The sequence below is a fragment of the Pseudomonadales bacterium genome, assembly GCA_041395945.1.
In the GTDB taxonomy this organism is placed as follows: Bacteria; Pseudomonadota; Gammaproteobacteria; order Pseudomonadales; family Azotimanducaceae; genus SZUA-309.
Genome location: JAWKZN010000001.1, coordinates 3293029 through 3315309 on the forward strand (window position 1 = coordinate 3293029; position 22281 = coordinate 3315309).

Annotated in this window: 22 protein-coding genes; 8 read left to right on the top strand and 14 right to left on the bottom strand. The window is 61.0% G+C overall.

Annotation, left to right across the window (positions count from 1 at the left end):
* Positions 1 to 156: 156 nt before the first annotated feature.
* On the bottom strand, positions 157 to 831 hold the full coding sequence (locus tag R3E82_15160) for an RlmE family RNA methyltransferase (protein ID MEZ5552222.1): 675 nt from the start codon (positions 829 to 831) through the stop codon (positions 157 to 159).
* A gap of 116 nt (positions 832 to 947) precedes the next feature.
* On the opposite strand from R3E82_15160, the gene yhbY reads away from it, so the two are divergent.
* Complete coding sequence (gene yhbY / locus R3E82_15165) at positions 948 to 1259, top strand: ribosome assembly RNA-binding protein YhbY (protein MEZ5552223.1); 312 nt, start codon at positions 948 to 950, stop codon at positions 1257 to 1259.
* Positions 1260 to 1321: 62 nt separating this feature from the next.
* Here yhbY and greA read toward each other — a convergent pair whose 3' ends face one another.
* The 8 genes from greA to hrcA form a co-directional block, all read right to left on the bottom strand.
* Positions 1322 to 1795 (bottom strand): transcription elongation factor GreA, encoded by a 474-nt coding sequence (greA, locus tag R3E82_15170; GenBank protein ID MEZ5552224.1) that lies wholly within the window; start codon positions 1793 to 1795, stop codon positions 1322 to 1324.
* Positions 1796 to 1856: 61 nt separating this feature from the next.
* Positions 1857 to 5096 carry a carbamoyl-phosphate synthase large subunit gene (gene carB / locus R3E82_15175; GenBank protein MEZ5552225.1) on the bottom strand — a complete coding sequence of 1080 codons (3240 nt, stop codon included), beginning with the start codon at positions 5094 to 5096 and terminating at the stop codon, positions 1857 to 1859.
* Positions 5089 to 6231, bottom strand: a complete 1143-nt coding sequence (gene carA, locus R3E82_15180; GenBank protein MEZ5552226.1) for a glutamine-hydrolyzing carbamoyl-phosphate synthase small subunit — start codon at positions 6229 to 6231, stop codon at positions 5089 to 5091. The genes carB and carA overlap by 8 nt, the downstream gene beginning before the upstream one ends.
* A gap of 185 nt (positions 6232 to 6416) precedes the next feature.
* Positions 6417 to 7229 (bottom strand): 4-hydroxy-tetrahydrodipicolinate reductase, encoded by an 813-nt coding sequence (dapB, locus tag R3E82_15185; GenBank protein ID MEZ5552227.1) that lies wholly within the window; start codon positions 7227 to 7229, stop codon positions 6417 to 6419.
* Positions 7230 to 7258: 29 nt separating this feature from the next.
* Positions 7259 to 8392, bottom strand: coding sequence for a molecular chaperone DnaJ (gene dnaJ / locus R3E82_15190; GenBank protein MEZ5552228.1), 1134 nt, complete (start codon positions 8390 to 8392; stop codon positions 7259 to 7261).
* Positions 8393 to 8511: 119 nt separating this feature from the next.
* A complete protein-coding gene (gene dnaK, locus R3E82_15195) occupies positions 8512 to 10443 on the bottom strand; it encodes a molecular chaperone DnaK (protein ID MEZ5552229.1) in 1932 nt (643 codons plus the stop codon).
* A 187-nt stretch (positions 10444 to 10630) separates the two neighbouring features.
* Positions 10631 to 11251, bottom strand: a complete 621-nt coding sequence (grpE, locus tag R3E82_15200) for a nucleotide exchange factor GrpE (protein MEZ5552230.1) — start codon at positions 11249 to 11251, stop codon at positions 10631 to 10633.
* 88 nt (positions 11252 to 11339) lie between these two features.
* The gene (gene hrcA, locus R3E82_15205) at positions 11340 to 12377 is read right to left on the bottom strand and encodes a heat-inducible transcriptional repressor HrcA (GenBank protein ID MEZ5552231.1); all 1038 of its coding nucleotides are present in this window, start codon (positions 12375 to 12377) and stop codon (positions 11340 to 11342) included.
* 158 nt (positions 12378 to 12535) lie between these two features.
* Between hrcA and recN the strand changes: the two genes are divergently transcribed.
* Positions 12536 to 14197, top strand: a complete 1662-nt coding sequence (gene recN / locus R3E82_15210) for a DNA repair protein RecN (GenBank protein MEZ5552232.1) — start codon at positions 12536 to 12538, stop codon at positions 14195 to 14197.
* Between the two features lie 146 nt (positions 14198 to 14343).
* Positions 14344 to 14772 carry an outer membrane protein assembly factor BamE gene (locus R3E82_15215; GenBank protein MEZ5552233.1) on the top strand — a complete coding sequence of 143 codons (429 nt, stop codon included), beginning with the start codon at positions 14344 to 14346 and terminating at the stop codon, positions 14770 to 14772.
* Here the strand turns inward: R3E82_15215 and R3E82_15220 are convergent.
* Together R3E82_15220 and R3E82_15225 are read right to left on the bottom strand one after the other, a co-directional pair.
* On the bottom strand, positions 14744 to 15028 hold the full coding sequence (locus tag R3E82_15220) for an RnfH family protein (GenBank protein ID MEZ5552234.1): 285 nt from the start codon (positions 15026 to 15028) through the stop codon (positions 14744 to 14746). The genes R3E82_15215 and R3E82_15220 overlap by 29 nt on opposite strands.
* Before the next feature lie 4 nt (positions 15029 to 15032).
* The gene (locus R3E82_15225) at positions 15033 to 16394 is read right to left on the bottom strand and encodes a sodium-dependent transporter (GenBank protein ID MEZ5552235.1); all 1362 of its coding nucleotides are present in this window, start codon (positions 16392 to 16394) and stop codon (positions 15033 to 15035) included.
* Positions 16395 to 16557: 163 nt separating this feature from the next.
* On the opposite strand from R3E82_15225, the gene smpB reads away from it, so the two are divergent.
* A complete protein-coding gene (gene smpB, locus R3E82_15230; protein MEZ5552236.1) occupies positions 16558 to 17031 on the top strand; it encodes an SsrA-binding protein SmpB in 474 nt (157 codons plus the stop codon).
* 6 nt (positions 17032 to 17037) lie between these two features.
* Here the strand turns inward: smpB and ribH are convergent, their stop codons facing one another.
* Complete coding sequence (gene ribH, locus R3E82_15235) at positions 17038 to 17523, bottom strand: 6,7-dimethyl-8-ribityllumazine synthase (GenBank protein ID MEZ5552237.1); 486 nt, start codon at positions 17521 to 17523, stop codon at positions 17038 to 17040.
* A 104-nt stretch (positions 17524 to 17627) separates the two neighbouring features.
* Here ribH and R3E82_15240 point away from each other — a divergent pair, with 104 nt between their 5' ends.
* The 4 genes from R3E82_15240 to R3E82_15255 all read left to right on the top strand — a co-directional run bounded on the left by R3E82_15240 (position 17628) and on the right by R3E82_15255 (position 20262).
* Positions 17628 to 18239, top strand: a complete 612-nt coding sequence (locus R3E82_15240; GenBank protein ID MEZ5552238.1) for an inorganic pyrophosphatase — start codon at positions 17628 to 17630, stop codon at positions 18237 to 18239.
* 166 nt (positions 18240 to 18405) lie between these two features.
* Positions 18406 to 18903, top strand: coding sequence for an Hsp20 family protein (locus R3E82_15245; GenBank protein ID MEZ5552239.1), 498 nt, complete (start codon positions 18406 to 18408; stop codon positions 18901 to 18903).
* A 147-nt stretch (positions 18904 to 19050) separates the two neighbouring features.
* Positions 19051 to 19305, top strand: coding sequence for a DUF2799 domain-containing protein (locus R3E82_15250; protein MEZ5552240.1), 255 nt, complete (start codon positions 19051 to 19053; stop codon positions 19303 to 19305).
* Between the two features lie 141 nt (positions 19306 to 19446).
* Positions 19447 to 20262, top strand: a complete 816-nt coding sequence (locus R3E82_15255; protein ID MEZ5552241.1) for a caspase family protein — start codon at positions 19447 to 19449, stop codon at positions 20260 to 20262.
* Positions 20263 to 20283: 21 nt separating this feature from the next.
* Here R3E82_15255 and R3E82_15260 read toward each other — a convergent pair whose 3' ends face one another.
* Both R3E82_15260 and R3E82_15265 read right to left on the bottom strand, forming a co-directional pair.
* Positions 20284 to 21177: a hypothetical protein gene (locus tag R3E82_15260; protein MEZ5552242.1), complete on the bottom strand. Its 894-nt coding sequence runs from the start codon at positions 21175 to 21177 to the stop codon at positions 20284 to 20286.
* Positions 21170 to 22276 (bottom strand): hypothetical protein, encoded by a 1107-nt coding sequence (locus R3E82_15265; protein ID MEZ5552243.1) that lies wholly within the window; start codon positions 22274 to 22276, stop codon positions 21170 to 21172. Before R3E82_15265 ends, R3E82_15260 begins: the two co-directional genes overlap by 8 nt.
* Positions 22277 to 22281 lie beyond the last annotated feature (5 nt).

Genomic DNA, 22281 nt, shown 5'->3' on the forward strand with positions numbered 1-22281 from the left:
AAAGACTTATCCTCTCTGTATCGCCCCCGGGAAGTGACTTCCCTGAGGGTCTGTCTCCCGCAGGAGAGATCCGGGACAATTTACGTCCCGCATCGTGAAATTTCTGTCGCACCCCTGATAATGAATCGAGGCCTGCTCTAAACCTAGCCTACACCACTACCCCAGGTCGCGGAACCGCTCAGCAACTGCGTACATTTCCCTAGAATCACTCCGGGACGCTTCCGGCTTGACCACCTTGAATCCCGCATACTGCTTGCGCATCTGCCGGATCCATTCTTCCACACCACCGCCCTGGAATATCTTGACCACAAGTGTGCCCGTCGGTTTCAACCAGCGCCGGGCGGCGGCTTCGGCGACCTCCACGAGATGCATCGAACGGGCCTGATCTGCAGCGCGGATACCACTGATATTTGGGGCCATATCAGACAAAACAAGGTCCACCTTCCCGCTTTCGAGCGCTTTATCCACCTGCTCATCGACTTCCGGCGCGCCGACCTCCCCCACCACGACCCGGGTTGCGGCCGCCGCCGCGATCGGCCGATAGTCGCAGGCAACCAGCAGACCGCTCCCGCCGATGCGGCTTTCCACATACTGTGTCCAGCCGCCGGGCGCCGCACCCAGCTCGAGCACCCGCATCCCGGGTTTCAGGAGCCGGAAGCGCGCATCCAGCTGCTCAAGCTTGAAATGCGCCCGGGAGATCCTGCCCTGGGTGCTGGCCTTCCGGGCAAAAGGATCCTTCCGCTGCCGCTCGAGCCAGCGTGCACTGGACTTACTGCGGCTGCCGCTTTTGCTGCGGCGGATGCCTTTTTTCGAATCTTTGCGCTGACTCATCTTCTCCCACCTGCAGAATCCGCCGGGGTCGCACGGGGTACGCCCACAATAATCGATGAATGCGCCAGGCCTGCTAGAATGCCCGCCCTGTCAGATCGACGCGGAGGACGCGGTCCTTGGACAATCAGACCCGGCGCCAGCTCAAGCAGATCGCCCATCACCTGCATCCCATCGTCACCGTAGGGGATGCCGGCGTAAGCGCTGCCGTGATCGCCGAAGCCGATCGGACTCTGAAGGATCACGAACTCATCAAAGTGAAGATTCATGGCGAGGATCGGGACGAACGCGAGCTGATGGGCGAGACACTGGCCGCCGCCTGCACCGCTGCAATCGTGCAGAAGATCGGCAAGGTGATCGTACTGTTCCGCCGCAACCCCGAGGCCAATCCGAATCTGTCGAACCTTGCCCGCAGCAGGGCCACACGCTGAAAAAGCCGCGTGATCCGGGGAAACGCCGTACCGTCTAACGTTGCAGCAGACCCGCAACCGGTCTAACCATGCTCCACCGCGTCGATCTCGTATTCGACCCGGCCATTCGGTGTTTCAACCACGCCCACATCACCCACACTCTTACCGATTACCGCCCGGGCAATCGGTGACATGACCGAGATCTTGCCAAGCTTCAGATCCGCCTCATCTTCACCGACGATCCGATAACGCATCCGGGTTCCTGTTTCCGCGTCTACGAGGGTCACCGTGACGCCGAATATCACCTTGTCGCCCGGCGGTATCCGACTGATGTCGATGATCTGCGCATCGGCCAGCTTCCCTTCCACCTCTTTGATCCGGCCTTCGTTGAAGCTCTGCTGCTCGCGGGCCGCGTGATATTCGGCGTTTTCTTTCAGGTCGCCGTGCGCACGGGCTTCGGCGATGGCCTGGGTGATTTCAGCGCGCAGCACCGATTTCCTCTGCTTGAGCTCCTCGCGCAGCGCCTCGGCGCCTTCTTTTGTCATGGGTGTGGGCATCGACTAGCCTCGAGTCCGGTTCGGAAATTCTGCCCGCAATATGGGGGCGACTGCCAGCAGTTCAGGCGGTCAGCCTGTGGAGGTCCTGCAGGCGTCTTACCTGCTCGACGCCTTTGCTGCGCTCATAGCGGATGGCGATACAGTAGGCCTCGCCTGCTGCCAGAGTGGTCGTATAACAGACCTTGTTGCGCAGTGCGAGCCGACGGATCAGTGCGGAGTCCCGGATGGACTGGTGGCCTTCGGTGGTATTGACGATGAGATCGATCTGTTCATTCTTCAGCAGATCGCTCACATTGGGTCGACCCTGACCCACTTTGTGGACGATCTCAATCGGCACACCCGCTTCCTGCAGCACCTTGGCCGTGCCATGGGTGCCGACCAGCCGGAAGCCCAGATCCACCATATCCCGGGCGATCGTGATGAGATTGTGCTGATCGGATTCCTTCACGCTGAGAAAGGCGCGACCCCCATCCGGCAGCCGCACCCCGGTAGCCGCAACCGCTTTCGCGAAGGCTTCTGCGAAGCTGTCGCCCACGCCCATCACCTCCCCGGTCGACTTCATTTCGGGTCCGAGAATGGGGTCTACACCGGGAAACTTGTTGAAGGGGAAAACAGACTCTTTCACATTGAAAGTCGTCGGGATGATTTCCCGGGTGAACGCCTGATCGGCCAGCGACTTCCCGGCCATGCAGCGCGCCGCCACTTTGGCGAGAGATACACCGATACACTTCGACACGAAGGGCACCGTTCGCGAGGCCCGCGGGTTCACCTCGAGCACGAAGATTTCGTTCTCCTGCACCGCCAGCTGCACGTTCATCAGCCCCACGACACCGAGTTCGAGGGCCATGGCTTTGACCTGCTCGCGAATACGATCCTGAATCGCCGCATCGAGTCGGTACGGTGGCAACGCGCAGGCGGAATCCCCGCTGTGCACACCGGCCTGCTCGATGTGCTGCATGATCGCACCGATCACCACCTGTTCACCGTCACAGACCGCGTCTACATCCACTTCCACCGCCTGATCGAGAAACCGATCGAGCAGCACGGGAGAGTCGTTGGAAACGATGACCGCCTGGGTCATGTAACGCAGCAGTTCTTCTTCGTTGTAGACGATCTCCATCGCGCGCCCGCCGAGCACATAGGACGGTCGCACCACGATGGGGAAACCAACCGCCCGGGCGCCAGCGACAGCGGACTCCGCGTCCACCGCTGTGCGATTCGACGGCTGCCGCAGGCCGAGCTTCTCTATCAGACTCTGGAACCGTTCCCTGTCTTCCGCGCGGTCGATGGCATCCGGCGTGGTCCCGATGATGGGCACTCCGGCGCGCTCGAGGTCTTCCGCCAGCTTCAGCGGTGTCTGGCCGCCGAACTGCACGATCACCCCTTCCGGGCGCTCAATCTCTGCGATGGACAGCACGTCTTCAAGGGTCACGGGCTCGAAGTACAGTCGATCGGAAGTATCGTAGTCGGTGGAAACCGTCTCCGGATTGCAGTTGACCATGATGGTTTCATAGCCGTCTTCCCGCATCGCCAGGGCGGCATGCACACAGCAGTAGTCAAACTCGATACCCTGGCCGATCCGATTGGGCCCGCCACCGAGCACCATGATCTTGGGTCTATCGCTGGGGGCGGACTCGCATTCCTCTTCATAGGTGCTGTACATGTAGGCGGTGCTGGACGGAAATTCCGCCGCACAGGTATCAACCCTGCGATACACGGGGCGTACGCCGAGTTTCAGCCGGTGCTCGCGCACAGCCTGCTCCTGCAGTTTCGCACCACTCACTGAAAGCAGTTTCGCCAGCCGGGCATCCGAGAAGCCCTGACGCTTGAGCTGATACATCGTCCCTTTATCAATTCCGGCCAGAGTACTGTTCATCACCGCGCCTTCGCTGCGGATCAGATCTTCGATCTCCGCAAGGAACCAGGGATCCACTTTGGTGAGTTCGAATATCTCCGCAATGGTCATATCCAGCCGGAACGCCTCGGCGATATACCAGATCCTTTCCGCGCTCGGGCTCGCGAGTTCGCGCCGCAATGTGCCGCGAACATCTTCACCTTTCTGATCCAGTACCGGGTCGAAGCCGCTCATGCCGGTTTCCAGACCTCTCAGCGCTTTCTGCAGCGACTCCTGGAACGTCCGGCCGATGGCCATGACTTCGCCCACCGACTTCATCTGGGTCGTCAGGCGGCTGTCCGCCTGGGGAAACTTCTCAAAGGTGAAGCGCGGTATCTTGGTCACCACATAATCGATCGAGGGTTCGAAAGATGCCGGGGTGATGCCGGTGATGTCGTTGATCAGTTCATCCAGGGTGAAACCGACGGCCAGCTTCGCGGCGATTTTCGCAATCGGGAATCCGGTCGCCTTCGAAGCCAGTGCGGAGGAACGTGACACCCGGGGATTCATTTCGATCACCACCATCCGGCCATCGTCCGGATTGATGGCGAACTGCACGTTCGACCCACCGGTCTCCACGCCGATTTCGCGGAGTACCGCGATCGATGCATTGCGCATGATCTGGTATTCCTTGTCTGTCAGGGTCTGGGCCGGTGCCACAGTGATGCTGTCGCCGGTATGCACACCCATCGGATCGAAGTTTTCGATGGAACACACGATGATGCAGTTGTCGCGCCTGTCGCGCACCACTTCCATCTCGAATTCTTTCCAGCCGAGCAGTGATTCATCGATCAGCAGCTCATTGGTCGGTGAAAGGTCGAGTCCCCGCTCGCAGATTTCCTCGAACTCTTCCTGGTTGTAGGCGATACCGCCACCACTGCCACCGAGGGTGAAGGACGGCCGGATGATGCAGGGAAAACCGAGCTGACTCTGGACCTGGATCGCCTCCTCCATGCTGTGGGCGATCGCTGAACGCGCAGTGTTGAGGCCGATGCGCTTCATCGCACGATCGAACCGTTCCCGGTCCTCTGCCTTGTCAATCGCATCCTGACTGGCGCCGATGAGTTCGACACCGTATTTTTCCAGAACGCCTTCACGTACCAGATCCAGCGCACAATTGAGCGCCGTCTGGCCACCCATGGTGGGGAGCAGGGCGTCCGGCCGCTCCTTGTCGATGATGCGTTCGATGGTCGACCACTCCACCGGCTCTATATAGGTGGCATCCGCCATGGCCGGGTCGGTCATGATGGTGGCCGGATTCGAATTCACCAGAATCACCCGATAGCCTTCATCCCGCAGCGCCTTGCAGGCCTGGGCTCCGGAATAGTCGAACTCACAGGCCTGACCGATGACGATGGGGCCTGCGCCGATAATCAGAATGGACTTGAGGTCTGTGCGCTTAGGCATTCGAAGTTCCCGTGCGTGCAGCCATCAATTCGATGAAGCGGTCGAACAGGTACTGGCAGTCCTGAGGGCCGGGGCTCGCTTCGGGGTGCCCCTGAAAGCTGAAGGCCGGCCGGTCTCTGCGCCGTACCCCCTGCAGCGTGCCGTCGAACAGAGAGGTATGGGTGACTTCCAGACAGTCGGGCAGGGAGTCCGCATCCACTGCGAAACCGTGGTTCTGACTGGTGATGATCACCCGCTCAGCATCGAGATCCTTCACCGGATGATTTGCGCCGTGGTGGCCATGGGACATCTTCATGGTCCGCGCTCCACTGGCCAGTGCGAGCAGCTGATGGCCGAGACAGATACCGAAGATCGGCACATCGGCATCCAGCAGACTGCGGATGGCGCTGATGGCGTAATCGCAGGGTTCCGGATCGCCGGGCCCGTTCGAGAGGAAGACGCCGTCCGGCTCGAGGGCGAGTACCGCAGCGGCGCCGGTTGTGGCAGGCACCACGGTAATCCGACAGCCCCGCTCTGCCAGCAGGCGCAGTATGTTGCGCTTCACGCCAAAATCGTAAGCGACTACGTGGAACTTCGGAGCCGATTGGCGCCCGTATCCGGTGCCCAGCACCCAGCCCGTTTCAGTCCAGGTGCCGGACTGTTCCCGGCTGACTTCCCGCGCCAGATCCATGCCTTTCAGACCGGGAAACGCGCGGGCCTCCTGCAGGGCCGCAGCTTCGGTGACTGCCGAGCCGGCGGCGATGCAGCCCGCCAGGGCACCTTTTTCCCGGATCAGCCGGGTGAGCCGGCGCGTGTCCACATCAGCGATGGCGACGACACGTTCACGCCGCAGGTAATCGCCCAGGGTTTCCCGCATCCGCCAGCTGCTGGCGAGTCTTGGTGTCTGACGAATGACCAGACCGCTGGCCCACACCCTGTCCGATTCGACATCTTCGGGATTGATCCCGGTGTTGCCGATCTGAGGGTAGGTCAGGGTGATGATCTGGCGCGCATAGGAAGGGTCGGTGAGGATTTCCTGATAGCCGGTCATCGCCGTGTTGAACACGACTTCCCCGACACTCGTCCCCTCAATGCCGATCGACACCCCTTGGAACAGGCTGCCGTCTTCAAGGGCGAGTATCGCCGGTGTCACTATTGTCCCCAAACTGCTGCTCTTGGCCGACCCACAAAAAGGCGAGAGCGATTTTCCCCGCGCACTCTGCTGATGTGCGCACACTCTGCCCGGTGTGAGTGCGCGACTTGAGTGCAGCCGAACACCTCGACACCTGTCTTATGCAGATCGAGGGAGCGTCGATCCCGCCTGGATTTGGGTGGCGTAGTCTACCGGAGCGACCCCGCCAAGCCTAGTACATCCTGCATATCGAACAGACCCCGAGGCTGTCCGGCGAGAAAGCGCGCACCGCGCAATGCGCCCTGGGCGAAGTTCGCCCGGCTCTGGGCACGATGGGTGATCTCGATGCGCTCGCCGGTGCCCGCGTACAGCACAGTATGCTCACCGACGATGTCACCACCCCGCACGGTCGAGAATCCGATGGTCCGGCGCGCGCGCGGACCGGTGACCCCCTGGCGACCGTAGATTGCGTCTGTCTCCAGATTCCGGTCCAGTGCAGCCGCGAGAATTTCTCCCATGCGGACAGCGGTACCCGAGGGCGCATCGATCTTGTCCCGGTGATGGGCTTCGATCACTTCCACATCGACCTCATCACCCAGTACCCGGGCAGCGAGTTCGATGAGCTTGAAACAGACATTCACACCAACGCTCATGTTGGGTGATTTCAGGATGGCGATCTCGGCTGCCGCCGCCTCGATGACCCGCTGCCCCTCGGCGTCGAATCCGGTGGTGCCGATGACCATCCGGCGACCACCGGTGCGACAGGCAGCCAGGAATTCGAGGGAAGCCGCCGGCACACTGAAGTCGACGAGGACATCGAAAGCGTCGAGACGGGAGGCAACATCAGCAGCAATGCTGACCCCGAGTTCACCTACACCCGCCTGCGCACCGGCATCGGCGCCGATCGCCGGATTGTCGGATCGCTCGAAGGCGGCACCCAGGGTCAGATCCGGTGCGGCATCGATCAACGCGATCAGCGTCCTGCCCATGCGGCCGGCTGCACCGGTCACGGCGATACGCATTGTCATAGTGGAGTCCTGCCGGGTTGAAGTCAGAGCTTCAGATTATCAAAAAAATCCTTCACACCCTGGAACCATGAGGTCTCCTGGGGTGAATGTCGCGAGCCCCCCTGGCCCAGGGACGCCTTGAATTCCTTGAGCAGCTTCTTCTGATGATCGGAGAGGTTGATCGGTGTCTCCACGTTGACCTTGCACACCAGATCACCAACCCCACCGCCGCGAACCGGAGTCACCCCTTTGCCCCGCAAGCGGAAGGACTTGCCGGTCTGGGTTTCTGGCGGGATTTTCAGCTTCACACGGCCGTTGAGCGTGGGAACTTCAATCTCACCGCCCAGTGCCGCATCCACAAAGGAGATGGGCATTTCACAGTACAGATGCTTGCCGTCGCGACTGAAGATCGGGTGCGCGCGCATTTCGACCTGCACATACAGATCGCCCGGCGGACCGCCGTGCAGACCGGCCTCCCCTTCACCGGTGAGCCGGATCCGGTCGCCGGTATCCACCCCGGCGGGAATACGCACAGAGAGCCGCTTGCGTTTTTCCTGCCGGCCGCTGCCACCGCAGCGACGGCAGGGATCGGAGATCACCTGTCCTGCGCCGCGACAGCGCGGACAGGTCTGCTGCAGCGAGAAAAATCCCTGGGCGACACGGATCTGACCGGCGCCCTGGCAATCCGGACAGGTGGTCGGGCCGGTGCCTGCCTTGGCCCCCGAGCCTTCGCAATCCTCGCAGGCCACCAGCACCGGGACCTCGATTTCGACGTTGTCGCCGCCAACCGCCTGTTCGAGGGTGAGATCCAGGGTGTAGCGCAGGTCTGCACCGCGACGCACGGAACCCCGTCCGCCCCGTGCACCACCAGCGAAGATATCACCGAAAACGTCGCTGAAAATATCACTGAAGCTGGTCGCGCCAAAGCCACCGCCCATGCCACCGGCACCGGGATCCACACCGGCATGACCGAACTGATCGTAGGCCTGTCGCTTTTCCGCGTCAGAGAGAACCTCATAGGCTTCCGACGCTTCCTTGAATTTTTCCTCGGACGAGGTGTCGTCCGGGTTGCGATCGGGATGGTGCTTCATCGCCAGACGCCGGTAGGCTTTCTTGATGTCTGCTTCTGAAGCATCCCGCTGCAGCCCCAGCACTTCGTAGTAGTCTCGTTTCGCCATTACCTGCCCGCGATTCCCGATTCAGCGCTTTTTATGAATCCGTTATTCTGAATTCTCTTATCTTCGGATAGCAGACAGGGGATGCGCACGCGCACCCCCTGCATCGACCCGCTGATTCATTAGTTCTTCTTATCGTCGTCCTTGACCTCTTCGAACTCCGCATCCACGGTATTGTCGTCCGGATTACTGTCTGTTCCTGCATCACCGGCACCGTCCGCGCCTGCCTGCTCTGCCTGGGCAGCGTACATCTTCTGGGCCAGCGACGCCGAGGCTTCGGACAGCGCCTGTATCTTGGCCTCGATATCTGCCTTGTCCGATCCCTTGATCGACTCCTCCAGAGCACTGGCCGCAGACTCGATGGCCGATTTTTCTTCCTCGCTCGCCTGGTCGCCCGCATCTTTCACGGTTTTACGCGCCGCATGAATCAGGCCATCCGCCTGATTGCGCAGGCCCACCATCTCTTCGAAGCGGGCGTCTTCCTCGGAGTGCGCCTCGGCATCCCGAACCATCTGATCGATCTCCTCATCGGAAAGTCCGGAGGAGGCTTTGATCACAATAGACTGTTTTTTGCCGGTCGCTTTGTCCTTGGCGGATACGTTCAGGATACCGTTGGCATCGAGATCGAAACTCACCTCGACCTGAGGCATGCCCCGGGGTGCCGGCGGGATGTCTGCGAGATCGAATCGTCCCAGCGACTTGTTCTGTGCTGCCTGCTTGCGTTCACCCTGCAGCACATGAATGGTCACCGCGGTCTGATTGTCATCCGCGGTGGAAAACACCTGCTGTTTCTTGGTGGGAATGGTGGTGTTTTTCTCGATCAGCACGCTCATCACACCACCGAGGGTCTCGATGCCCAGGGACAGGGGGGTGACATCGAGCAGCAGCACGTCCTTGACTTCACCGGACAGCACCGCGGCCTGGATGGCTGCGCCTACCGCCACTGCCTCGTCCGGGTTGACGTCCTTGCGAGGTTCCTTGCCGAAGAACTCCTTCACCTTGGCCTGCACCAGCGGCATCCGGGTCTGGCCACCGACAAGGATGACTTCATTGAGATCCGACACCGACATGCCGGCATCGGACAGCGCCGTCTTGCATGGCCCCATGGTGCGCTCGACCAGATCCTCTACCAGAGACTCGAGCTTGGCTCGGGTGAGCTTCATCACCAGATGTTTGGGGCCGGACTTGTCTGCGGTGATATAGGGCAGATTGATTTCGGTCTGCTGGCTGTTGGACAGCTCGATCTTGGCTTTCTCGGCCGCTTCCTTCAGTCTCTGCAGCGCCAGCGGATCGCTGTGCAGATCCACCCCGTTGGCCTTCTTGAATTCATCCGCCAGGTAGTCGATCACGCGCAGGTCGAAGTCTTCGCCACCGAGGAAGGTGTCGCCATTGGTGGAAAGCACTTCGAACTGATGCTCGCCATCGATTTCGGCTATCTCGATGATAGAGACGTCGAAGGTGCCACCACCGAGGTCATAGACCACGATCTTGCTGTCGCCGCGCTTCTTGTCCAGACCATATGCCAGGGCCGCCGCGGTCGGCTCGTTGATGATCCGCTTCACCTCGAGGCCCGCGATACGTCCGGCATCCTTGGTTGCCTGACGCTGAGAATCGTCAAAGTAAGCGGGCACCGTGATCACGGCTTCTGTGACGGTTTCGCCCAGATACTCCTCCGCGGTCTTTTTCATCTTTTTCAGCACTTCGGCCGAAATCTGCGGGGGAGCAAGCTGTTCGCTCTTCACATCGATCCAGGCATCACCGTTTTTCGCCTGGACGATCTTGTAAGGCACCATCTTGATGTCTTTCTGGACCACGGCGTCGTTGAACTTGCGGCCGATGAGACGCTTCACCGCAAACAGCGTATTGCTGGGATTGGTCACGGCCTGACGCTTGGCGCTCTGCCCCACCAGGATTTCACCGTCTTCCGTGTAGGCGACGATGGACGGGGTGGTGCGATCACCCTCTGAATTCTCTATGACCTTGGCATCCTTGCCTTCCAGCACGGCCACACAGGAATTGGTGGTGCCGAGGTCTATGCCGATGACTTTACCCATGATTTTCAATCTCCAGTTAAGCTATGCGCCTGAGGCTCATCCATCCGGAGCCCGACTATAAAAAGACGCGTTCAATCGTCCGTTGATCCGCAATATTTGGGCGTAAGGCCGCCAGTTCAAGGTCCGATACGGGTTTTTACTCAATTCTTCCGGCGTTGTTCCGGCTGGAAACCGCCCGCGGCGACCCTCAGCCGGTGTTTTTACTGACAATCACCATGGCGGCCCGGACCAGCCGGCCGTTCAGTGAATAGCCCCTGGCCATCACATCAATCACGGTATTCGGCTCGACGTCGGGGTTTTCCACCATCGCCATGGCCTCATGCACCTGGGGATCAAAGGGTTCGCCGAGGGGATCGATCAGGGTCACCCCGGACTTCTCCAGCACCGCACGAAACAGCTTGAGAGACAGTTCCACCCCTTCCGCTATGGCTGCTGCACCCTCCGCTGCGGCACCCTCGGTCGCATCACTCGCCGAGCGCGCGACATCGACGGCCTTTTCAAGGCTGTCGAGTACCGGCAGCAGCTCGCCAGTGAACTTCTCCAGAGCGAACTTGTGGGCATTCTCGACTTCACGGGCGGCGCGGCGGCGGCTGTTTTCGGATTCTGCCTGCCAGCGCAACGCCTGATCCCGCGCCTCGGCGAGCTGTGCTTCCATCTCGGCCAGGTGCGCGGCAAGCGCCTCGGGGTCCAGAGGCGCATCCTGGACGGGAGACGCATCGGGACCGGACTCAGTCCCTTGCGCTGTCGGATCAGCAGCCGGGTCGGTCAGATTGGGTTCGGCGTCGGCGCCGGTAGGTTGGTCGGCCATGAGCAGCCCTTAACTCCTTGCAGTTCAGCGGGCTAGGATGGGGGCGCCGGGAAGGAATTCAAGCAACCGGGGCCACCAGAAGGTGAGTTCAGGACTGGCTGATCGCGGCGCCAAGCACCCGGGCGGTCACATCGACCACGGGAATCACGTCCTGATAGGCCATTCGAGTCGGACCGACCACGCCCAGAACACCGGCGAAACGGCCACCGACTTCGTAGGGCGCGGTCACCACGCTGACATCATCGAAGAGCTCATAACCGGACTCTTCGCCGATGAACAGCTGAATGCCGTCACTGTCCAGCGCGCGATCGAGCAGGTGGAGAATGCTGCCCTTCCGGGAGAAAGCGTCGAAGAGACTGAGGATCACACTGTCGTCCAGACTCGTCCGCAGCAGACGATCTTCTCCGGAGACCACGACCCGACGCTCATTTTCCCCTTCCCCGGTTCCGACGAACACCTGGGATGCCATGTCCAGCGCCGATTGCATCATGGTGTCCATCCGATCCTTGTCGTCCTGCATGCTGGCCAGCAGCGCGGCACGGATGCTCATCAGTGACAATCCGCCAAATTCGCGGTTGATGAAGTTGGCCGCCTGGGTCAGCTCCACTTCCGAGTACTCCCGCTCAGTGTGGATCACCCGGTTCTGCACTTCCCGGTCGTTGAGCACCAGGATCACCAGCACCCGGTCGCCGGACAGGGGCAGAAACTCCACCAGGCGCAGCGCCACATGATCCCGGCGCGGCAGCGAGATCAGACAGGTCATCTGGGTGATCCGGGAGAGCAGACTCGATGCCTTGGTGATCAGCTCATCCGGGGACAGATCGGGGCTGAGCTGATGCTCCAGATGCTGGACCTTCTCTTCATCGAGCGGCTCCACCCTGAGCAGGGAATCGACAAAAAACCGCAACCCCTGATTGGTCGGAATCTTCCCGGCGGAGGTGTGGGGCGAACGTACAAGGCCACGGGATTCCAGCTCGCTCATGATGTTGCGGATCGTCGCCGAACTGACTTTCACGCCAGGGTGGGAGGCGAGCCGCTTGGAGGGCACCGGCACGCCGTCGGCCAGATAGCACTCCACCAGCATTTTGAACAGCGTCTGCGCGCGATCGTTAACCGCATCTACCATCTGTTACTCTGCCCTGTCTATGCGCCGGACCGCTGCACGCTGCGCAAGCCTGCGCGCGTATGCCCGCACGTCCGGCAGCAGGTTGGACTACGATCCGAGGCCGCCTATCCGTTACCATTGATTGATTTTACGGACAAACGGCCGATTCCAGTCAACCCATGCTGAAAACACTCAGTGTTCGAAATTTCGCCCTGGTGGACGCCCTGGAGATCCACTTCGGTCCGGGACTGACGGTGGTGACCGGTGAATCCGGAGCTGGCAAGTCCATTCTCCTCGGCGCGCTGGGCCTGGTCCTGGGTGAGCGTGCCAGCACGGACATGATTCGCCCCGGCACTTCCCGGGCTGAAGTAAACGCTGAATTCGATCTGTCCGCCATCAGCAGCCTTCGCGAAGGCCTGCAGGCACTCGAACTCGATGACCCGGATCAGCCCAACCGTGCGCTGGTACGCCGGGTAGTCAGCGAGGACGGCCGCTCCCGGGCCTTTCTCAATGGCAGCCCGGTCACACTCCAGGTACTGCGCGAACTCACCGGCAATCTCATCGATGTGCACGGTCAGCATGAAAACCAGCGTCTTGCCGAGCCGGAAACCCAGCTATCACTGCTCGACGACTTCGGCGTAGACAGCGGCGACCTCAGTGCCTGCCGCGATGCTTTCCGGGCCTGGAAGTCGGCGCTTGCCCGACTCGACGCGCTGCAGCAATCGGTCAGCAGCCAGGAAGATCGCGCATCCCTGCTGAGCTACCAGCTCGAAGAGCTGAGTCAGGAGAACCCCAGGGCAGGGGAGTTCGAACAGATAGAAAGCAGCCACAAACGCCTGACCCAGGCCCAGCATCTCAAGGACATCGTCAGCCGCACCCAGTCCGAGATCGATGAATCCACCGTTTTCGGCCATGCCCTGCGGCAGCTCGAACGCATAGACGACGATCATCCGGCGCTCAACGCCGCCCGGGACGCCCTCTCCGCCATCGTCGACCTGAGCTCAGACGTCCTGCGGGAGCTGCGCGACTACGAAGACACCCTCGATGGCGATCCGAAAGCGCTGGAATTCATGGAGGAACGCCTGGCCGCCCTGCATACCCTGGCCCGCAAGCACCGTGTGGAGCCGGAGCGGCTGCCCGAACTGATGGCGCAACTCCAGGCGGAACTGGATGGTCTGTCGACCGACCGCTCGACGCTGGCCGAGCTGGCCGCAGCAGCAGCCGTCCAGGAGGCCGAATACCGCAAGCGGGCGGCCCGGATCAGCAGACAGCGGCGGGCTGCGGCCGACAGATTCGCCAGTGGAGTGAGCGAATGCATGAACACTCTGGGTATCCAGGGTGGCGCTCTGGTCCTGAACTTCGAAGACCGAGAATCGGAGCACGGGCTCGAAGGTGTGGAGTTCTACTGCATCACCAACCCCAAATACCCCCCTGCCTCCCTCGCCCGCATCGCATCGGGTGGTGAGCGGTCACGCATCAGTCTGGCGATTCAGATCGTGGCCGCCCGCAGCAGCCAGCTGCCGAGCCTGATCCTCGATGAAGCGGACGTGGGGGTGGGCGGTACTACCGCGGATGTGGTCGGACGACTGCTGCGCGCGCTGGCCGGTCACACCCAGGTGATCTGTGTCACCCACGCGCCTCAGGTTGCCGCGCTGGGTCAGCACCACTTGCGGGTCCACAAGGGCAGCGAGCAGGACACCCGCATCCAGCAGCTCGATCACGATCACAGGGTCGACGAGCTCGCCCGTATGCTCGCCGGCTCGGGAATCACCGACAAATCAAGGGACTACGCCCGCACACTGCTGGCTGAAGCCGCAGACGCCGTACCCCTGGCGACCTGAACGCGCCGGGGGAGGGCGCTCCCGGCACTGACCGCTGGCGTACACCACCGCAGCCTGCTGCGGGTGGATGTCCGTTTCATGCGGTGGTGCGTTTCACGCGGATGCGCGCTTCATTAGTCACAGCATCCTCAGTATCATCCGCGCCCATGCGCCTGCTCGTCCCCACACTCATCGTTGTCGCCCTGCTGCTCAATGCCTGCAGTGTGCCGAAGCTGCGGATGCCGCGGGTCTATAAACAGACCGTGCAGCAGGGCAACGTCATCACTCAGGACATGGTCGATCAGCTGCGACCCGGCATGAGCCGCACCCAGGTCGCCTTCATCATGGGTGAGCCGGTGTTTCGCAGTGCGTTCAACGACGATCGCTGGGATTTCATCTACACCATCGAGATCCCCGGAGTACTGAATCAGGCCCAGAGACTCAGCCTGTTCTTCATTGAAGACGCCCTCACGTACATGACAGGCGATGTGGTACCGAGCCGGTTCATTGCCGTTCCCACTCCCGCAGCGGCCCCGGATACCGGCGAGAGCGGACCGGCGGAAGCCGTCAGCGAGCCTGAGGCCGCTGCCGGCTAGCCCGCTGCAGACGTGCCTGCCTCGGATCGTTCAGCAGCGGGCGATAAATCTCCACCCGATCACCCGGCTGCAGAGCTGTCGAATGGCTCACCCTGCGGCCGAACACGCCAATGTTGTCGCCCTGGAGATCGAGCCCGGAAAAAGGCGCCATCCGCGAGACGGCTGCCAGTGCTTCAGCAACGGTCGCTCCGACCGGAAGCTCCACATGCACCAGATGCTGGTGATCGGCCAGGGCGTAGATCACCTCGATGTGCATACCCTCAGCCGAACACCGTTGCCAGGAATACGGTCAGCACGGCCGCAGGTGCGACCACACCGCACAGCAGCTTCCAGACCACAGCCATGAAGCCACTGTGAATCCGCAACTGGGCGCCGATCACGGTTTTTGGCAGCCCCCAGGCTGCAAACAGAGCGATGAACATGCCGCCCAGCGGCAGCATCACGTTCTGGGATACGAAGTCGACAAAATCGAAGAAGGTCAGCGTGCCGACAATGTGCACCTCGGCCCAGTGATTGAATGACAGTACGGTACCGATACCCAGCACCCAGCTGATGACACCCAGCGAGATGGCTACCCGGGCGCGCTTCGCGTTGTATTCCTCGACCAGGTAAGCGAGTGCCGGCTCACTGATCGAAATCGCGGACGTAATCGCAGCAAAACTGACGAGCACAAAAAACGCCGTGCCGAACAGGGCACCCAACGGCATATTGCCGAAGGCGAGGGGGACGGTGACAAACATCAGCCCAGGCCCCTGGCCGGGTTCGAGACCGTTGGCAAAAACAATGGGAAATATTGCCAGCCCCGCCGCGACCGCCACCAGCGTGTCCAGCAGTGCAATGGTGGTCACAGAAAAACCGATGGAGGTACCGCTCGGCAGGTACGCGCCATAGGCCATGATCGCCCCCATGCCCAGGCTCAGAGTAAAGAAAGCCTGACCCATGGCAATCAGGACGGAATCCGTAGACAGGGCGTCGAAATCGAAACGGAACATGAATTCCCAGCCCTGGGCCCAGCCATCCGAGGTAACTGCGTATCCGAGCAACACCAGCAGCAGCACAAACAGCGCGGGCATGAACCAGCGGATCGCGGTTTCGATACCGCTGATCACACCCCGGGCAATGATGAATACCGTGGCCACCATGAACAGGGTCTGCCAGAAGATCAGCTGCCAGGGATCTGCCAGGAAGTCACTGAATATCTGGTCTGCAGTCGAGGCAGTCGCTCCGTGGAGCGCTCCGCTGGCCATCTGCCAGATGTAGAAGAGCGACCAGCCGGCGATGACCACGTAGTAGGAGAGGATCAGAAAACCGGCGATCACACCCGACCAGCCGATCAGAACCCAGGCCGGATTACGGTGATGCTGCTTGATGAGCGCTCGCATGGTGTTGATGGGACTCTGGCGGCCTTCCCGGCCGATCAGCACCTCGGCCATCATGATCGGAATACCGACAAAGCCTACACACAGCAGATAGAGCAGAACGAAGGCACCGCCGCCGTTTTCACCCGCAATATAGGGAAATTTCCAGATGTTGCCGAGACCGACGGCGGAACCGGCAGCGGCCAGCACAAACAGCCAGCGATTCGACCACATGCCATGCTTCGATTCGGTGCTCTCTGACATCCGTGGAACCTCTGAGTGGTGACTGAACGGGTGGCCGCTGGCCCGGCATTCTGGCGCAGGGCCTGCGCGTGCTCAAGTCACCGGCTTCGGCTTATCCGGCACTCGACCGCCTTTCACAAGGCCACGGTGCCTGCAATCGATCCACAGGGCCTATAATCGCGCCATGAAAAAAACCGGCGGCAAGAAACCATCGACCACCATCGCGCTGAACAAACGCGCACGTCACGACTATGCACTGGAGGAGCGCTTCGAGGCGGGACTGGTGCTTCAGGGGTGGGAAGTGAAGGCGATCCGGGCGGGTAAGGTCCAGCTCACCGACAGCTATGTGCTGTTGCGCAACGGCGAGGCCTGGCTGATCGGCGCCAATATCTCCCCTCTGGTCAGCGCATCAACCCACGTCATCGCCGACCCCCAGCGGACCCGGAAACTGCTGCTGCATGAAAAGGAACTGGCGCGGCTGTTTGTGGCGACTCAGCAGAAAGGCTACGCCTGTGTGGTCACGGCCATGTACTGGAAAGGCAGCCGGGTGAAATGCGAAGTAGCGCTCGGCAAAGGAAAGAAGCTGCACGACAAACGCGCCACCGACCGGGACCGGGACTGGGAACGGCAGAAGGATCGCCTGATGAAGCATGGCTGAGACGCTTCAGGCACCGATCCCCCGCCGCCAGGCGATCATCTCGATCGCAGCTGCCGCAGCTTCATAGCCCTTATTGAACTCATCGTCGGCGGCCCGCGCCCGGGCATGTTCGATGTCGAGCACCGGCAGCACCTCGACGATCACCGGCCGTCTGTACTGCAGCATCACCTGGGCCAGGCCCCGCATGCACTCACTGGTGATCATCTCGAAATGCAGCGTCTCACCTTTGAGAATGACACCGAAGCAGATGATGGCGTCGATCTCTTTACCGCTGTCGGTCGCCAGCAGATCGGCAGCGGCCAGGGGCAGCTCCAGCGAACCAGGCAGCGTGTGCGCTGTCACCTCAGCGAAGCCTCTTTCCCTGAGCACCCGCTCACAGGTAACTGCCAGATTGTCGACGACGTCCGGGTACCACTTGGACTTGAGAATTTCGATGCGCCCCGGTCGGTCGATGGTCGGTAACCCGGTGAGATCTACCACGGTTTTTGCCATGTCACAGCCTGAAAATTGCAAAGGCCGGGAGCCTACCACAGGCCAGACGGACTGGCCTTAAGGGGGAGGTGGGGAGTATCTTTCGCCCCCCGAAAGGAGACCCCATGACCGATTTCATCAAATGGCGCCCGCACCCCTGGCACGGCCTGGAGTCCGGCTCGGATGGCCAGGGACGTATCGATGCATTCATCGAAATCACTCCCTTTGACCTCGTGAAATACGAAGTCGACAAGGCCACCGGCTATCTGCGGGTGGATCGACCCAACAAAACCTCATCCCTGCCACCAACGCTGTACGGCTTCGTGCCGCGCACCTACTGCGGAGAGCGGGTCCGGGCCCTGATGCCGGAGGCGAACTGCGGAGACGGCGATCCACTCGACATCTGTGTGATCAGCGAACGGCCCATTGCCCGCGCAGAGGTCATTCTCACCGCCAGGGTGGTGGGTGGACTGCCGATGCTCGATGGCGGCGAGGCCGACGACAAGATCATCGCGGTGCTGGCCAAGGATGAGATCTGGAAAAATGTCCGGGACATCAAGGACCTTCCTGAACAGATGGTCTCGCGACTGCGCCACTACTTCACCACCTATAAGACATTGCCCGGAGAAGACCACACGGTGTCTGTCGGACACGCCTACTCCAGAGCCCATGCCCTGAAGGTTATAGAAGCTGCGCTGGCCGACTACGAAGAGGAATATCAGCCTTCCGCCGGCTGACGGGTGTCCCGCAACCGCCCGGCCGGAAATTTTTAAGGGGCAATTCTTGAAAATCTTCCAGGCGCCTCCAGATTGACCGCTGACCCGGCAGTCACCGGGTTGCTGGCAGCCGGCGAGTCCGGCGCCAGCGGCACTTTCAGCAGTCAAACAATGGAGGAACTTTGTGATGGCTACACTTGAACTGTCTCCCCTGTTCCGGTCCACCCCCGGATTTTCCCGTCCGTTCGATTCAGCGGAGCCCGCTCTGCGCGTGCTCGCCGGCGGCTACCCGGCGTACAACCTGCTGAGAACGGGCGATGATAACTATCGAATCAGCATCGCCGTGCCCGGCTACCGCCGGCAGGATCTTTCGATCGAAGTCCGCGGCTCGGTACTGCGGGTCGCCGGTGTCCCTGCTGATATGGAAGACAATCAGCTGCTCTATCGCGGTATCGACACCCCGTCATTCGAGCGTGCATTCCAGCTCGCCGAACATGTGCAGGTCTGCGGAGCGCGCTTTGAAGACGGATTGCTGCATGTCGACCTGGCCCGTCAGATCCCCGAAGAGCTCAAACCGAGGAAGATCCAGATCCGTGCAGTGTCTTCGGACACTGAGACGGCGCAGGAATCTGCACATAAGCTGGTGCAGGACACGCCCGCACCGGACACTTCCGCAGCCGCCTGAACACCGACCAGTAGATCCCGGCGCCACGCAGGCGCCGGGTTCAATAATGGGTTGCCTGATCTGTCAGTCGCCGGTTCGTGACTGCTGTCTCAGATCAGGGACGCCGGGCATTCTAGTCTGCAGGGAATCCTCCAGGACGATTTCCCTGTGTCCCTGCGTGCCTTCCCTCAAACGCTGCTCATCTGCTGCGCCATTCCGGCGGTGAGCGGCTGCGCCGCGGTACCCGTTGAACAATGCGCCGGTCAGAACTGGTACCAGCGCGGCTACGCGGATGCCGCCGCGGGAGCAAGCACTGGCCGATTCCTCGACTATCACAACGGCTGCACCCTGCACGGTATCACTCCGGGACGCACAAGCTATCTCGCCGGCTGGACCGACGCACGGGCTGCAGCCACACCCTGAGCTCATCACTTTCCGCACACCGCTCGCGCCAGACATCGCACCTCACCCTCCGCGCGCCTGTAACATAGATCTCCCCGCGACTTGCCTCCAGCAGCGCGGTCGGCCTAGTCTTACCCGCACAGTCTTTGGGGGAGACGACGGATGGCACGAGGCATCTCACTGCACATCGGCGTAAATATCGTGGACGGCAATCACTATGTGGGCATCGAAGATCTCAGCTTCTGCGAAGCGGATGCGATTTCCATGCAGGCACTTGCCGAAAAGCAGGGATTCGAAACACAGCTGCTGCTGTCGAAACAGGCCACCCGTGGGCGTGTTACAGAAGCTATCGAACGCGCAGCAGCCGAACTCGAATCCGGCGATATCTTTCTGATCACCTATGCGGGCCATGGCAGCTCTGTACCGGATATCAACCGTGATGAAAGCCGGGAAAAGCGCAGAGGCGCGAAACTCGATCGTAAAGATGAGACCTGGTGCCTCTACGATGCACAGCAGGTGGATGATGAACGCGGCCAGCTCTGGAGCAGGTTCAAAAAAGGGGTGCGCATCTGCATTCTGTCTGACTCCTGCCACAGTGGCACAGCCGCAAGAGGCAGCGCCGATATTGTGCCGCATCCGCAGGGCTTCAAGAAGCGATCGGTATCACGGACCTCCGCGGACGCCACCTACACAAAGAACAGAGCTTTCTACGACAGCCTGCAACGCGACCCCGAAAAGATCGAGGCCGATCTGCTGCTGCTCTCTGGTTGCCAGGACCACGAAGAGTCAGGCGAGGATTCGGAAATCGGGCACGGCAATTTCACCTTCGCGCTGATGGATCTGTGGCAGGACGGCGGCTTCGAAGGCACTTACGCCGATCTGCACAAAGCCATCCGGGAGTACATGCCCGAATGGCAGAATCCCAACATTTACCCTGACCGATCTCCGCTGAAGAAGGAAAAGCCGTTCACGATCTGACTCCGCGACTGGAAACACTGATCAGTTCTCCGCAGGCAACGGACAACCGGCCGTGCCGGCGGGCCTGCACCACTTGACCTCGAGGGCTGCATTGCCAGCGCTGTTAACAGCTCTGAAGTCCGGCTCGGGTTGTCGCAGCGATACTTTGAGCCCATTAAACAGACAAAAGGTCGGCTGATAGGGCGTTCTGCTGATCGGATAAACCTCAACTGAATCGAGTCCACAACTGACAGCAGAATTATCCTGCTCAGCGACCGCTGCCACACCTGAAGGCCCGAATGTGAGTCTGCCGGTTTCCCTCGCGCTGAGGCTTCCCGAATTGAAGGCAAAATTAAGGGTCATGCTGCAGCCGGTGCTCGATGTCGCGCAACCCTGAAAGCCCATCATCTCGAAGAAAAACTGTCCGTCCGGCAACGCCCAGAACACGTCTCCCACAGCCAGTTCCGTGCGATACCAGTAGTCCTGCGGCATGGCCACACCCGCGACCAGTACGTTCTCTTTTTTCACATACACCGGCTGGAGACCGACCACCTGGAACTGGTTCCTGCTCCCGGTGCCACTGTCGGCTGCGACATTGAGATCCAGATTCACTTCAGCCGGGCTCTGTGCGGTGGATACCGGAGGCGGGCTGACCACCAGAGTGATCGGCTGCGGTTCCGTGGGGAGAGAATCCTCGCTGTTCTCCGGAGGGTCCGGCCTCAGCACAGGAATCAGCACCGCCCCGAGCAGCGTAACCGCCTGCAAAGTACCGATTGCGATATCGCGAATCCGCGCCCGTCTGGCAGAGCCGATGATCTTCGGTTCACTGCGGGCTAGACGGACAAGCGCATACGCATGCAGAGTCTTGATCGGCTGACCCTGCTGAAGGCGATCCTCCCTGCGCACCGGCAACGACTCATTCAGCCGATCAGTCATTTTTTCGCCCTCCTCCCAGCGCGTCTCTGGCGCTGTCGAGTTCGGCGACCATGGCCTCGATTCGATCGGCTATCGTGGTCGTGTCTTCGGATGGAGGCGGACTGAGCGCAAGCCAGAAGGCGGCCCGCTCGGCGTCTGTCAGCGCACGTTTAAGCCACAGGTATTCAGCGAGGTAGAGCGCCGGTGGTGCTGCGAAGAAAGTGAAGAGCAACCAGGGCTCCAACTTCACCCAGCCGAATGTCGCCGTCAGCCAGCTCAGGATACCGGTATCCCAGCCCCCCCTTGCGACGCAACTCACCGCAATCGCGACGATCACCCAGAGACCGAGCTTCAAGCCGTTTTCCCGCGCAAGCAATCGCGCACCTATGCGCTCTTCTTCGAAGCGACCAGAGCCTGTCAGAGACCGCCGCTGGGCGGACGGCACGTCGCTACCGGTCTCTGCCGGATTCGTGAGCAGAGACAAGGCCTTGCCAGCCTCCTCCTTCGCCTCACAACCGTAGAGATCGGAATAGCCGGAACCGAGTTCCCGCTGCGCCATCGCAAAGGCATCTCCAATCCTCATCCCCGCCTGCAGGCTCCGATAAAAGGTTTCGGAAAAAATATGCGCCCTGTCTTCCGGCAGTTTCCGCTCCGTGAACACCACCACATCAACAACGGCGGTCAGTGGCTCCGGGCCGGTGATCAGGCGCATTTCTTCCGGAACTTCGCCATCGTCCCGTTTTCCCCTCGCCGGGATCTTTCTCCCCAGCACCCATTCCGCAATGTGCCAGGAGGAGCAGCAGTTGAGTATCAGCAATCGCACATGGCGACCCTCGAGCGCATCGCGCAGCTCCTTAGGACTGAATGTGACCGGGTCGAAATAGGCATCGCAGAGTTCGAGGCCTACCCTGGTACCGTGAGAGCTGAACTGTACGATGTCCGGCTGCATGGTCTCGAGATAGCAGACAACGTCACTCGGTCTGGTCTGCGGCACCACATCGAGCGATGTGTCCTTGCGTGCACGACCGGGCAGGAGCGCATCGGCGATGCCTCTCAGCTCAGCGGACAGCGCCAGATCCGGCTCACCGACCGGCTCCGCGGAAAAATGCAGTACTTTCATCCCTC

Excerpts from the sequence above, each read along its gene's own strand:
- R3E82_15160 (MEZ5552222.1), bottom strand. The coding sequence starts at position 831 with ATGAGTCAGCGCAAAGATTCGAAAAAAGGCATCCGCCGCAGCAAAAGC.
- greA (MEZ5552224.1), bottom strand. The coding sequence starts at position 1,795 with ATGCCCACACCCATGACAAAAGAAGGCGCCGAGGCGCTGCGCGAGGAG.
- carB (MEZ5552225.1), bottom strand. The coding sequence starts at position 5,096 with ATGCCTAAGCGCACAGACCTCAAGTCCATTCTGATTATCGGCGCAGGC.
- dapB (MEZ5552227.1), bottom strand. The coding sequence starts at position 7,229 with ATGCGTATCGCCGTGACCGGTGCAGCCGGCCGCATGGGCAGGACGCTG.
- dnaJ (MEZ5552228.1), bottom strand. The coding sequence starts at position 8,392 with ATGGCGAAACGAGACTACTACGAAGTGCTGGGGCTGCAGCGGGATGCT.
- dnaK (MEZ5552229.1), bottom strand. The coding sequence starts at position 10,443 with ATGGGTAAAGTCATCGGCATAGACCTCGGCACCACCAATTCCTGTGTG.
- grpE (MEZ5552230.1), bottom strand. The coding sequence starts at position 11,251 with ATGGCCGACCAACCTACCGGCGCCGACGCCGAACCCAATCTGACCGAC.
- hrcA (MEZ5552231.1), bottom strand. The coding sequence starts at position 12,377 with ATGGTAGATGCGGTTAACGATCGCGCGCAGACGCTGTTCAAAATGCTG.
- recN (MEZ5552232.1), top strand. The coding sequence starts at position 12,536 with ATGCTGAAAACACTCAGTGTTCGAAATTTCGCCCTGGTGGACGCCCTG.
- R3E82_15215 (MEZ5552233.1), top strand. The coding sequence starts at position 14,344 with ATGCGCCTGCTCGTCCCCACACTCATCGTTGTCGCCCTGCTGCTCAAT.
- R3E82_15220 (MEZ5552234.1), bottom strand. The coding sequence starts at position 15,028 with ATGCACATCGAGGTGATCTACGCCCTGGCCGATCACCAGCATCTGGTG.
- R3E82_15225 (MEZ5552235.1), bottom strand. The coding sequence starts at position 16,394 with ATGTCAGAGAGCACCGAATCGAAGCATGGCATGTGGTCGAATCGCTGG.
- smpB (MEZ5552236.1), top strand. The coding sequence starts at position 16,558 with ATGAAAAAAACCGGCGGCAAGAAACCATCGACCACCATCGCGCTGAAC.
- ribH (MEZ5552237.1), bottom strand. The coding sequence starts at position 17,523 with ATGGCAAAAACCGTGGTAGATCTCACCGGGTTACCGACCATCGACCGA.
- R3E82_15240 (MEZ5552238.1), top strand. The coding sequence starts at position 17,628 with ATGACCGATTTCATCAAATGGCGCCCGCACCCCTGGCACGGCCTGGAG.
- R3E82_15245 (MEZ5552239.1), top strand. The coding sequence starts at position 18,406 with ATGGCTACACTTGAACTGTCTCCCCTGTTCCGGTCCACCCCCGGATTT.
- R3E82_15255 (MEZ5552241.1), top strand. The coding sequence starts at position 19,447 with ATGGCACGAGGCATCTCACTGCACATCGGCGTAAATATCGTGGACGGC.
- R3E82_15260 (MEZ5552242.1), bottom strand. The coding sequence starts at position 21,177 with ATGACTGATCGGCTGAATGAGTCGTTGCCGGTGCGCAGGGAGGATCGC.
- R3E82_15265 (MEZ5552243.1), bottom strand. The coding sequence starts at position 22,276 with ATGAAAGTACTGCATTTTTCCGCGGAGCCGGTCGGTGAGCCGGATCTG.